An 11944-nucleotide genomic window follows, 5' to 3' on the forward strand; every position below is an offset into this window, starting at 1 on the left:
GTGCACATTGACACAGGTAACTATCCCGTGACAACGTTGTCACCAGGAGGTTTCCCATGTTTCGACGGATACTCGCGTCCACCCTGCTCCTGTCGGTCCTCGCGACCCCCGGCGCTCCCGCGGCCGCCGCGGGGGCGGATCCCGACCCGGTGGACCTGGTCCATCCGTTCGTCGGGACGCAGAACTTCGGCAACACGTTCCCCGGCGCGAGCGCGCCGTTCGGCATGGTGCAGGTCAGCCCGGACACCGGCGGCCAGGGCGGCTACGACTACCAGCAGAACAGCATCTACGGCTTCAGCCAGACCCACCTCTCCGGCGTCGGCTGCGGCGTGGCCGGCGAGCTGCCCATGCTGCCCACCACGGGCGCGGTCAGCAGTGCCGACCCCGACGCCTACCGCTCGGCGTACTCGCACGACGACGAGGAAGCCTCCCCCGGTTACTATCGGGTCGGGCTGTCGAAGTACGCGACCCGGGCCGAGCTGACCGCCACCGCGCGCACCGGCTGGCAGCGCTACACGTTCCCGTCCACCGGCGCGGCGAACGTCCTGTTCAACACCGGCAAGGCCAACCAGTCCGTGTTCGACTCCGAGATCCACGTGGTCGGCGACCGGACCGTCGAGGGCCGGGTGCGCGCCGGCAACTTCTGCGCCGGCAAGGACGACCACACCGTCTACTTCACCGCTTCGTTCGACCGGCCGTTCACGTCGTACGGAAGCTGGCGTGGGTCTTCGCTGTCCGCCGGCAGCCGGGACGCGGCCGGCAGCGGCAACAACGGCGCCTGGGTCACGTTCGACGCGAGCACGGACCGCGACGTGGTCGTGAAGGTCGCGCTGTCCTACACCGGCCCCGACGGCGCCCGCAAGAACCTGGCGGCCGAGACCGGGGACTCGTACGATTTCGACGCCACCCGCGCCGCCCTGCGCGCCACCTGGGCCGGCGAGCTCGACCGGATCACGATCGGTGGCGGCCCGGCCGACCGGCGCAGCGCGTTCTACACCGCGCTCTACCACTCGCTGCTGCACCCGAACCTGGCCGGCGACGTGGACGGGCGCTACGTCGGCTTCGACCGTCAGGTGCACACCGCCGACGGCTACACGCCGTACCAGAACTTCTCGCTGTGGGACACGTACCGGCCGCAGAACCAGCTCCTCGAACTGCTCGCCCCGGACGTCGCGCGCAACGTCGCACTGTCCGTGGTCGCGGTCGGACGCGACGGCGGCTGGCTGCCCCGCTGGGCGCTGGCCAACAGCGAGACCAACATCATGACCGGTGACCCGGTCACCCCGTTCCTGGTCGAGGCCTGGTCGAAAGGCCTGCTCGCCGGCCACGAACAGGAGGCGTACGCCCTGCTGCGCGCCAACGCCACGGCCCAGCCCCCGGCGGACTCCCCCTACAACGGGCGCACCGGGCAGGACTACTACGCCGCCCGCGGCTACATCCCGTCCGGGCTCACACTGGGTACGGACTGCGTGCACAAGGGCGGCGACAACGACTGCAAGCACCCCGCCTCGGCGACACTCGAATACGCGGCCGCCGACGCCTCCCTCGCCCTGATGGCCCGTGGCCTGGGCAAGAAGGCCGACGCCGCACTGTTCGCGGCCCGCGGCCAGTGGTACAGCAACCTGTGGGACTCCTCGATCAAGCAGTTCCGCCCCCGCACCACCGACGGCACCTGGCTCACGCCGTACCACCCGGTCGCCGCGGCCGAACAGTTCCACGAGGGCGGCGCCTACCAGTACCAGTGGCTCGTGCCCCAGGACCCGGCCGGGCTCGTGAAGCTCATGGGCGGCCGGGCCGCGACCGCCAAGCGGCTGGACGACTTCTTCGTCTACGACAAGCTGCTCACCGACCCCGCGGGCACGGCACGGACGGACTGGATCGCCAGCCCGTACGACTACTACGCGAAGTCCACGTACAACCCGAACAACGAACCTGACCTGCTCGCGCCGTACATGTACCACTGGGCCGGCCAACCGGCGAAGACGGCGACCGTGGTCCGGGCCGCGATGACGCTGTTCACCACCGGCCCGGACGGCATGACCGGCAACGACGACCTCGGCACGATGAGCGCCTGGTACGTCTTCTCGTCGCTCGGCCTCTATCCGACGATGAGCGGCGCCAACTTCCTGGCCGTCTCCAGCCCCCAGTTCCCCACCGCCCGGATCCGCACCGGATCATCGGTCCTGACCATCACCGCACCCGGCGCCTCGGACACCAACCGCTACATCCAGCGCGTGTCCCTCAACGGCCGCCCGGTCACCAGGAACTGGGTCGACTGGTCCCAGATCGCCGGCGGCGGCACGCTCACCCACACGCTGGGCACGAAGCCGTCCACCTGGGGCACGTCCACCGCGGCGGAGCCGCCCTCGGTGAACAACGCGCAGCGCGACGGGCGTACCCATGTCGACGCGACCCTGCGCCCCGCCTCGGCCGCGCTGCCGGCAGCGTCCCCCGCACCGTCGTCGACAGCCTTCACCCTCGATCTTGTCGCCCAGGCCCCGCTCGCGGTCATCCCGAGGGTGAAGGCAACCGCACCGCCCGGCTTCAAGGTCGCCGTGTCCCCGACGAAACCGCTGCTCAGCCGCCGCCTCCCGGTGTCGGCCGAGGTGAAGGTGACGGTCACCGCCCCGGCCGGAACACCGGCGGGCACGTACCCGGTCCCGTTGACGGTGACCACCCCCGGTGCCGCGACGGTCACCCGCACGGCCACGATCAAGGTCGTCGAACCCACCACCTGCGTCACCCCGGGCGCCGTCTGCCAGGTCACCCTCACTCCCGACCTCGACGGTACGGCCACCGTGGCCTCCTCCGGCGAGGGAAACTTCGACGGCGGAGGCTGGAGCTACGACGCGGACCTCCTCCCGCCCGCCGGCCCGGTGACCTGGAACGGCGTGACCTACCAGGCGCCCGGCCCCACCGGCACCCAGCCGAACTTCACCCGGGCGCTCGGCCAGTCCCTGCTGCTCCCGGCCGGCGCCTTCACCACCGCCGACCTGGTGGCCACCACCCACAACGGCCCGGTGACCGCAGCCCTGACCATCGGCTACACCGACGGCACCACGTCCGCTGCCCCGGTGACGATCGCCGACTGGTGCGGCACCGCGGCCCCGGGAACCACCCAGGTCCTGGCCATGCCCCACCGCATCAAGGCCGGCACCGGAACCGACGGCCCGCCGGTCAGCCTCTTCGCGGCAGCGCTCCCGCTGACCGAGGGCAAACAGATCCGCTCCATCACCCTCCCCAACGACCCCCGCCTCAACCTGTACGCCCTCACCCTCCGCTAGCACGAGGGCGCATCTTGCCCACGGCCAGCGCGGCACGCGAACGGCGAACCAGGTCGAGGAACTCGTCCGGATAGCGGACCAGGACGTTGTCACTCAGCCCGGAAGCCGACCTGAATCGGCGATCACGGGTAACGCAGTACTTGATGGACGGCGGGGCGGCGTCACCAGCAGCAGCCAACGCGGTCGTGAAGACCCGGGCATCCTCGTGATCCAGCGGTGGGTTGCCCGAGACACCGACGATCTCGACCCGCCCGCCGCCCGTCTTCTCATACACAAGTTCGTCGAGTAGATCAACGAGGAGCGCTTCCGCATCGTCCAAGGACCAGCCGAGTCCACAGCTCTCCGGCACCCCACCGTTCCGAGGCTGGTGCGCTTTACGCACCAAGAGCTGATCGATGTGATCCGAACTCCACACCTGCAGCAGGTCCGGCCCGGCGAATCGGCCGGTCGTCGTCACTGCCACCGCGCGCAGGCTGTCGACTCGACGATCACGCTGATTCGGCACCGGGGCCGCGTTGTTCCGCACTGCCGACTCGTTGAATTTCGCCCACGTGAACGGCGGCCCGAGCAGATCCGCGACATCCAGCAGAATATTCACATCGAAGACGACGCATGCAGATCGGGTTCGAGGTCATTGAGCCGCGGTGCCACGTCGCGGGCGCTCCCGGTTCAGGTGGACATCCAGGTCCAGCGGCCCGCTCTGCGCACCGCTGGTGTCGAAAGCCGAGCCGACCGGCTCCGGCGATCCCGGCTCGGACCGGCTGAGGGAACGGCGGATCCCGGCCAGGATCCTGCGGCGCTCCTCCGCGTCCATCCCCGGCTGCGGGATGCCCTCGAGCCCTCCCGAGACGAGGTCGGCCACACCGAGCCCGGCCAGCGAGCGGTCACGGTAGAAACGCTTCATCGGCTCGGTCGAGATCACGGCCTTGCTCGGCCGGTCTTCCAGGACGCCTTCCCGGGCTGATCCCACAGGGTCAGCGTCACCGGGCCGTCGCGCCAGGCCTGGATGGTGTCCCGGAAGAGAGGCTCGCCCAGGAGGGCGAGATGCCATGACTGGCTGTAATAGACCAGCTTCTGGAGACACATCGCCTCCACAGGGCCGACATGAGTCAGCACTGCGGCGGCTACGTCATTCGCGTTGGTGGGCACTGCCGAACTCCTGATGTGACGGCGTTTCTCCAGCGTAGCGGACCTGCCCGAACCCGAATGTCACGTATTCGCGACCCCGGCCGAATCACTTGGTGTCCACCATCAGTACCGCCTCGCCCGCCACGGACGCCAGTGACAAGGCACTCATCCCGCCGCGACGGGCCTCACGTCGTGGCGGGGCGGTCCGAGTGGCCCAGGCTGAGGTCCGGGGCTATGCGGTCCCGGACGAGGCGCTTGAGTTCGGCCAGGTCGGGGTGGCCGCTTTCCTTGCGCGACCAGATGGTCTCGTCGTCGAGGCGGATGTCGAAGACGCCGCCGGTGCCGGGGATGAGGGCCACCTCGCCCAGCTCTTTCTGGAACGTGGTCAGCAGCTCCTGGGCCATCCAGCCGGCCCGCATCAGCCAGCGGCACTGGGTGCAGTATTCGATCTCCAGGCGGGGTTGCTTCGTCGTCACAATGATCGAGTATCGCTCAGGGGCACTGCCCGGTTGCGCACCGCACTATGGTGTCCAGCATGGACGGTGACTTCGCCGGGATCGACACCACGGTGCCGCATCCCGCTCGGCGGTACAACTACTGGCTCGGTGGCAAGGACCATTTTGCCGCCGACCGGGAGTCCGGGGAGGAGTTCGCCCGCACGTTCCCCGGGGTGCGGATCGGTGCCCGGGCGAACCGGGCGATGCTGCAGCGGGCCGTGCGGTTCCTGGCCACCGAGCGGGGGATCCGGCAGTTCCTGGACGTCGGCACCGGGCTGCCGACCGCGGACAACACCCACGAGGTCGCCCAGCGGATCGCCCCGGAGTCGCGGGTGGTCTACGTCGACAACGATCCGCTGGTCATGACGCATGCCCGGGCCCTGCTGAACAGTACGCCCGAGGGCGCCACCGCCTATCTGAACGCCGACCTGCGTGAGCCGGGGAAGATCCTCGCCGAGGCCGCCCAGACGCTCGACCTGTCCCAGCCGGTCGCGGTGATCGTGGTCGCGGTCCTGCACTTCGTGCCGGGCGACGGCGCCGCACAGCCCCTGGTCCGGGAGCTGATGGACGCGGTGCCGGCCGGCAGTTACCTGGTCGTCACGCACGCCACCATGGATTTCTCCCCGCCGGAGCACCGGGCCGCACACGAGCAGATGCGTGCGACGGGCCGGTCCGACGTCTGGATGCGGACCCGCGCCGAGGTCGACACCCTCTTCGACGGCCTGGAGCTGATCGAGCCGGGCGTCACCGTGGTCAGCGAGTGGCGGCCCGAGGACGGCGTCCCGCTGCCCGACCCGAAGGACGTCGCGATCTGGGGCGCGGTCGCCCGCAAGAACTGACCGGCCGTCAGGCCCGGCCCGGGGTGCGGCCGAGGTGGGCGAGGATCAGCACCGGGCCTTCCTCGCCGCGCTCCAGAGCCTGCACCGGCTCACGCCCGTGGTGGGCGGGGGATGAAGGAGCTGGTGCGGGCCACGTAGTCGGCGTATCCGGGGCGGGTCCGGGCGAGGTGTTTCTCCAGCAGCGGTTTGCCGGTCTTGCTGGCCAGGAACCACGTCATCAGCAGCGGGGACAAGACGGTGAGCCAGCCCGTCCAGTGGACGCAGGCCAGGGCGAACAGGCCCCACCAGACGCACGCGTCGCCGAAATAGTTGGGGTGGCGGGTGTATCGCCAGAGGCCGGTGTCGAGGACCTTGCCCTTGGTGGCCGGGTCGCCGCGGAAGCGTTCCAGCTGGCGGTCGCCGACCGTCTCGAAGACGAAGCCGAGCGCCCACAGTGCCACGCCGAGCGCCGACCACCAGGTGACCCGGCCGTGCCAGATCGCCACCTGGACCGGGACGGAGATGAACCAGAGGGCTACCGCCTGGGTCAGGTACACCTTGCCCAGCGCGTACAGCTTGCCGTGCCCGGCCAGCATCTCGGCGTAGCGGGGATCCTCCTCGCCGGTGTAGCGGCGGGCGATGTGGGCGGCCAGGCGCAGGCCCCAGACCGCGGTCAGCGCCGCCACCAGCCAGCCCTGGCCGGTCACCGCCACCGCCGCGGCGGCCACCGCGGCGAAGCCCAGGCCCCAGGCCACGTCGACGCCGCCGTGGATGCCGGTGCGCAGGCTCACCGCGAACGCCGCCAGCATGACCAGGACGGCCGCGGCGAGGGAGACGACGGTTACGAGGACCACGTCGGCCTTTCGAGGAGGATCTGGTCGACGCCCATTCGGCCCGCGTCGAACGCCATGGCGGCGCCGACCAGGTAGAGGCGCCAGACCCGGGCCATCGGCTCGCCGACCAGGGTCACCGCCTCGGTCCAGCGACTTTCCAGGGTGTCGGACCAGGCATCGATCGTACGGACATAGTGTTCGCGCATCGCCTGCACGCCACGGATCTCGAAGCCCGGTTCGGCGAGCAGGTCGATGGTCCGGCCGAGCGGGCGCATGTGCATGTCCGGGGCCACGTAGGACTCGATGAACGCGCCGCCGCCGGGGGCGTGCGCGCCGCGGGACATCTGCTGGACCAGCACCTTGCCGCCGGCCCGGACGAGGTGGTGCAGCTGGGCCGCGAAGACGGGGTACTGATCCCGGCCGACGTGTTCGCCCATCTCGATGGTGGAGATGGCGTCGTAGGGGCCGTCCGGGATGTCACGGTAATCCTGCAACCGGATCTCGACGGGCAGGTCGCCGACCCGGGCCAGGACGAATTCCCGTTGCTGTTCGGAAAGGGTCACACCGGTCACCCGTACCCCGTAGTGCCGGGCCGCGTGCAGCGCCAGCGCCCCCCAGCCGCAGCCGATGTCCAGCAGCCGCATGCCGGGCTCCAGACCCAGCTTGCGGCAGATCATGTCCAGTTTGTCGGTCTGGGCCTCGGCCAGGCCGTAGGTGGGTGCGTCCGACATCCAGTAGGCGCAGGAGTACGCCATCCGCTCGTCGAGGATCAGCTCGTAGAACCGGTTCGACAGGTCGTAGTGGTAGCTGATCGCCGCTTTGTCGCGCTCCCGGCTGTGCAGCGTGCCGTCGATCCGCGCCTCGATGTCCGGGGCCGGCGGTTTCGGGCCGGCGACCCCCAGGGAGAGTACGGTGCGCAGCGCCCGCAGCCGCTCGGACCAGCTCAGGTGGAAGCCGCCGGGCCTCGGCTGCCACACCCGGCGCAGCGCCGCGCCGAGATCGCCCTCGACGTCGATCTCGCCGGCGATGTAGGCCTGGGCGATCCCGAGCTCACCGGGGGTCCACAGCAGCCGGCGCAGCGCCCGCCGGTCGCGGATCACCAGCACCGGCCCGGTCGCGGGGCCGGCCTCGGAGCCGTCCCAGGCCCGCAGGCGCACCGGGAGCGGGCCGCCGAGCACGCTCGCGACCAGCCCGGCCAGCTTGGGTGCGACCCCGGATTCGATCATCACGGCGGTCATGAGGTGCGTCCAATCACCAGTTGGGAAACATCGATGTAGCCGGCGGCGAAACCGGCCTCGCAGTAGGCCAGGTAGAACGTCCAGGTACGGGCGAACGTCTCGTCGAAGCCGAGCGCCGCGACCTGCGCCGGCCGGGCCTCGAACGCCGTGCGCCAGTGCCGCAGCGTGGTCGCGTAGTCGGCGCCGAAGTCGAGGCGGTCGCGCACGGCCAGCCCGGCGTCGCCCAGCACCGCCTCGATCGCCGGGATGGACGGGACCAGGCCGCCCGGGAACACGTACTTGTGGATCCAGGTGTAGTTGTGCCGGGTCTCCAGCATCCGCTCGTGCGCGATGGTGATCATCTGCAGCCCGATCCGGCCGCCGGGCGCGAGGTGACGCTCCAGCGCCGACGCGTAGGCGGGCCAGTACGCCGCGCCCACCGCCTCGATCATCTCCACGCTGAGGATCGCGTCGTAGCCGCCCGCGACCGGTTCGATCTCGCGGTAGTCGCAGAGCCGCACCTCGACGCGATCCGGCACGCCGGCCTCGGCGGCCCGTTGCAATGCGAGTGTCCGTTGCTCGGCGGAGAGCGTCACGCTGAGCACCTGGGCACCGCGCCGAGCGGCCCGGATCGCGAGTTCTCCCCAGCCCGTACCGATCTCCAGGACGCGGGATCCGGGACCGGTGCCGGTCGCGTCGAGCAGGCGGTCGATCTTGCGGTGCTGGGCGGTGGTCAGGTCGTCCGAGGTGTCGAACAGCGCGCTGGAATAGCTCATGGACGGGTCCAGGAACAACGCGAACAGCTCGTTCGACAGGTCGTAGTGGCGGTGGATGTTGCGCCGGGAGCCCTCGCGGGTGTTGCGGTCGGCGCGCGGTGCGCGGGTGCCGTGCAGGTGCCGCAGCCATTGCAGCCGGGGCGGCACCAGCGTGCCCATCCGCTGGGCGAAAACGGTCAGCACGCCGACCAGGTCATCGGCTTCCCAGTCACCCGCCTGATAGGCCTCGCCGAAACCGATCAACCCGCCGGCGCCGAGCCGCGCGAAGAACGCCGCCGGCCGCACGATCCGCATGGCCGGGCCGGTCGTTCCGGTCACCCTGTTTCCCGGGTACGCGACCCGCAGCGCCAGCCGCGAGGTGATGCGCCGGAACAACCGGGCGGCGATCCGGGCCCGCACCCGGCCGGACGGGACCGTGGCGAGGTCCGGCCAGCGCCGGGCGTCGACGGCCGGGGTATCAGGTGAGGTGAGCACAGTGGTCACGAGACGTTCTCCGGTATCGAGGCGTGACGGTCGAAGACGGGCAGGCCACGGGCCCAGAGGCGGACCCCCTGCAGGCGGATACGGGCGGTGACCGCGAACGTCACGAAGGGGTGACGCAGCAGGGCCATGGTGGTGACGGGCCGGCGGCGGCCGCGCAGGCTCGCCACGAACGGGCGGCCACCGTCGCGGTCGAGCGCGATGGTCAGCGCGAGCTCGGGGCCGGGCACCGGCAGACTCATCCGGTACGAGCCGTCGACCGGGAAGAACGGCGACACGTAGAACTTCTTGTCGACGCGGGCCTGGTCGGGGCCGAGCAGGTAGCAGTGCCGGCCGCCGTACGTGTTGTGCACCTCGGCGAGCACCGCGGCCAGCCGTCCGTCGCGGTGGTGGCACCAGTAGACGGTCAGCGGGTTGAAGACGTAGCCGAACACCCGGGCGTTGGTGAGCATGAGGATCCGCCCGCCGTCGAGGTCGATCCCGTTCGCGGCGAGGTGGTCGTCGACGTTGCGGCGGATCGTGGCGTCCGGGTCGCCGAGGTGGTCGCGGGCCTCGAAGGACGCCAGCACCCGGTTCCCCGGCAGCTCGTCGACGTCGACCAGCCACTGGTAGGTGCGGTAGTCGAACGCATGCCGCAGCGGGGTCGTACGCACGTGACGGACCGTGCTCTCGTAGATCACCGGCTTCACCACGTGACCCCCAGTGACGCGGCGGCGGCGACCCCGGAACGGCAGCCGTCCTCGTGGAAGCCCCACCCGTGGTACGCCCCCGCGAACGCGGTCCGGCCGTCGTTCAGCGCCGGCAGGCCACGCTGGGCGGCCACCGACGTGGGGGTGTAGATGGGGTGTTCGTACGTCATCCGGGCCAGCACGTCGGCGTCCCGCACCCGGCCGGCCGGGTTCAGCGTGACCAGGTAACGGCTACGGGCGTCGAGGCGTTGCAGGCGGTTCATGTCGTACGTGACCCGGGGCGGCCCGCTGTCCGGACCGCAGCCCGGGAGCAGGTAGTTCCAGCTCGCGTGCGCGGCGGCGGCCCGGGGCAGCACGGACGCGTCGGTGTGCAGGACCGTCTCGTTGCGGGAGTACCCGAACGCCCCGAGCGTGCGGCGCTCGGCGTCGGTCGGGTTCTCCAGCAGCGCCAGGGCCTGGTCGGCGTGGGTGGCCACGACCACCTCGTCGTACCCGCGGATCTCGCCGCTGTCGTCGCGGACCTCGACACCGGTGGCCGTACGGGAAACGGAGCGCACCGGGGTCGCGGCCCGGACCGACGTCAGCTCCTTGGCCAGCAGGTCGACGTAGGTGCGGGAACCGCCGGTGACCGTGCGCCACGTCGGCGAGCCGGTGACGCCGAGCAGGCCGTGATGGTCCAGGAAGCGGAACAGGTAGCGGGCCGGGTAGTCGGCGACGACCTCGGTGCCGCAGGACCAGACCGCCGCGACGAGCGGGATCACGAAGTGCCGGACGAAGTGCGCGCTGTGACGGCGGGTGAACTCACCGAGGGTCATGTCGTCGTCCCCGCTCGCCAGCAGCGCCCGGGCCCGGCGGTGGAAGACCGGCACCTGGGCCAGCGTGGCCAGGTAGCTCGGCGCCGGCGGGCGGGCGAGCAGGCCGCGGGGGCCCTTCGCGCCGGCGTACTCCAGGCCGCAGCCCCGGCAGGTGACCGACATGCTCATCTCGGTCTCCTGGGTCGGCACGCGCAGCTCGGCGAACAGCTTGAGCAGCGACGGGTACGTGCGCCGGTTGTGCACGATGAACCCCGAGTCGACGGCGAGCGCCCCGGCCGCGTCGGCCACGTCGTGGGTGTGCGCGTGGCCGCCGAGGCGCACGTCGGCCTCGTAGACCGTGACCTCGCGGGCCTGGCGCAGCAGGTACGCGGCGGTCAGCCCGGACACCCCGGCCCCGATGACTGCGACGGATCTCATGGGGTTCCCCCAGCTCTGGCGGGTAACAGTTGTTCTTGCAGGCCATTCGGCACCCGAACCGCCCCGGATTGGACACCGATGAGCACCTACCCGAACGGGCCCGCGCGCCGAATGTCAGATGTGACGACGCTCAGCTCCGTGATGCCCAGCCTGGTCAGATCCGGTCCCGAGCGGGGCGCCCGTGCGGTGGTGCTGTTCCTGCACGGCGGTCAGGCGCACAGCACCGAACCGGCCCGGCGCGGGCTCGCGTACCTGCGAATGGTGCCTTTCGCCCGGGCTGTCCGGTCCCGCACGCGCGGCGATGAGGTGGCGGTGTGGCTGCTGCGCTACCGCCTGCGCGGCTGGAACGCCCCCTCGGAGGACCCGGTGACCGACGCCCGCTGGGCGCTGGACGAGGCCCGGCGGCTGCACCCGGGCGCGCCGATCGTGCTGGTGGGGCACTCGATGGGCGGCCGGACGGCGCTGCGGCTGGCCGGCGGACCCGGGGTCGCCGGGGTGTGCGCGCTGGCGCCGTGGATCGAGCGGGGGGAACCGGCACCACACTCGAACGCCCCGATTCTCATCGCGCACGGTGACGGCGACCGGGTGACGGATCCGGCGTTGTCGGCCGCCTACGCGGCGCGGGTCGGCGCGTCGTTCGTGCCCGTGCCCGGGGAGACGCACGCGCTGTTGCGCCGGCCGATCTTCTGGACCCGGCTGGTCACCGGCTTCGTGGCATCGGCCACGGAGTCATCGTTTGCAGATTAGCGACATATCGGGTGCCAGGTTCCGGAACCTCAAGGTTTCGGCACCCGGCGTGCCGACCCCGGCCCGACCGCCCCACCGCGCCGACCTGCGTCAACATGCCTGAAACACTCCGGGAACGCGATCGAGAAAGCGCTTCCCGAGCTCTCACCAGGCATTGACACCCATGAACTCGACGGTTCACAGTGGCTTTCCAAAGAGCGCTTTCTCCCCCTTGTAAACGCTCGGTAACCGCCACGACACAAT

General features: G+C 70.9%; 12 protein-coding genes. 3 read left to right on the forward strand and 9 right to left on the reverse strand.

Annotation, left to right across the window (positions count from 1 at the left end; genetic code table 11):
* Nucleotides 1-56 precede the first annotated feature (56 nt).
* Entirely contained in the window at nucleotides 57-3284 is a 3228-nt protein-coding gene (locus tag ACIA6A_RS01940; protein WP_396095494.1) for a GH92 family glycosyl hydrolase, read from the forward strand.
* Here ACIA6A_RS01940 and ACIA6A_RS01945 read toward each other — a convergent pair.
* The 4 genes from ACIA6A_RS01945 to ACIA6A_RS01960 form a co-directional block, all read right to left on the reverse strand.
* Nucleotides 3271-3882: a hypothetical protein gene (locus tag ACIA6A_RS01945; protein ID WP_396095495.1), complete on the reverse strand. Its 612-nt coding sequence runs from the start codon at nucleotides 3880-3882 to the stop codon at nucleotides 3271-3273. The genes ACIA6A_RS01940 and ACIA6A_RS01945 overlap by 14 nt on opposite strands.
* A 33-nt stretch (nucleotides 3883-3915) precedes the next feature.
* Entirely contained in the window at nucleotides 3916-4206 is a 291-nt protein-coding gene (locus ACIA6A_RS01950) for a hypothetical protein (protein ID WP_396095496.1), read from the reverse strand.
* Nucleotides 4203-4370: a Panacea domain-containing protein gene (locus ACIA6A_RS01955; RefSeq protein WP_396095497.1), complete on the reverse strand. Its 168-nt coding sequence runs from the start codon at nucleotides 4368-4370 to the stop codon at nucleotides 4203-4205. Before ACIA6A_RS01955 ends, ACIA6A_RS01950 begins: the two co-directional genes overlap by 4 nt.
* A 227-nt stretch (nucleotides 4371-4597) precedes the next feature.
* Entirely contained in the window at nucleotides 4598-4888 is a 291-nt protein-coding gene (locus tag ACIA6A_RS01960) for a SelT/SelW/SelH family protein (protein ID WP_396095498.1), read from the reverse strand.
* A gap of 59 nt (nucleotides 4889-4947) precedes the next feature.
* Here ACIA6A_RS01960 and ACIA6A_RS01965 point away from each other — a divergent pair, with 59 nt between their 5' ends.
* On the forward strand, nucleotides 4948-5748 hold the full coding sequence (locus tag ACIA6A_RS01965; RefSeq protein ID WP_396095499.1) for an SAM-dependent methyltransferase: 801 nt from the start codon (nucleotides 4948-4950) through the stop codon (nucleotides 5746-5748).
* An 89-nt stretch (nucleotides 5749-5837) separates the two neighbouring features.
* Here the strand turns inward: ACIA6A_RS01965 and ACIA6A_RS01970 are convergent, their stop codons facing one another.
* From ACIA6A_RS01970 to ACIA6A_RS01990, 5 genes are read right to left on the reverse strand one after another with little or no spacing between them, the layout of a single operon-like run.
* Nucleotides 5838-6581 (reverse strand): DUF1295 domain-containing protein, encoded by a 744-nt coding sequence (locus ACIA6A_RS01970; protein WP_396095500.1) that lies wholly within the window; start codon nucleotides 6579-6581, stop codon nucleotides 5838-5840.
* A complete protein-coding gene (locus tag ACIA6A_RS01975; RefSeq protein WP_396095502.1) occupies nucleotides 6569-7798 on the reverse strand; it encodes a class I SAM-dependent methyltransferase in 1230 nt (409 codons plus the stop codon). The genes ACIA6A_RS01970 and ACIA6A_RS01975 overlap by 13 nt, the downstream gene beginning before the upstream one ends.
* Nucleotides 7795-9036 carry a class I SAM-dependent methyltransferase gene (locus tag ACIA6A_RS01980; protein WP_396095503.1) on the reverse strand — a complete coding sequence of 414 codons (1242 nt, stop codon included), beginning with the start codon at nucleotides 9034-9036 and terminating at the stop codon, nucleotides 7795-7797. The genes ACIA6A_RS01975 and ACIA6A_RS01980 overlap by 4 nt, the downstream gene beginning before the upstream one ends.
* Nucleotides 9033-9713, reverse strand: coding sequence for a DUF1365 domain-containing protein (locus ACIA6A_RS01985; RefSeq protein WP_396095504.1), 681 nt, complete (start codon nucleotides 9711-9713; stop codon nucleotides 9033-9035). Before ACIA6A_RS01985 ends, ACIA6A_RS01980 begins: the two co-directional genes overlap by 4 nt.
* 5 nt (nucleotides 9714-9718) lie before the next feature.
* On the reverse strand, nucleotides 9719-10954 hold the full coding sequence (locus ACIA6A_RS01990; protein ID WP_396095505.1) for an NAD(P)/FAD-dependent oxidoreductase: 1236 nt from the start codon (nucleotides 10952-10954) through the stop codon (nucleotides 9719-9721).
* Nucleotides 10955-11074: 120 nt separating this feature from the next.
* Here ACIA6A_RS01990 and ACIA6A_RS01995 point away from each other — a divergent pair, with 120 nt between their 5' ends.
* Entirely contained in the window at nucleotides 11075-11701 is a 627-nt protein-coding gene (locus tag ACIA6A_RS01995) for an alpha/beta hydrolase (protein ID WP_396095506.1), read from the forward strand.
* Nucleotides 11702-11944: the final 243 nt, after the last annotated feature.

The organism is Actinoplanes sp. NPDC051494, from assembly GCF_044454705.1.
GTDB lineage: Bacteria > Actinomycetota > Actinomycetes > Mycobacteriales > Micromonosporaceae > Actinoplanes.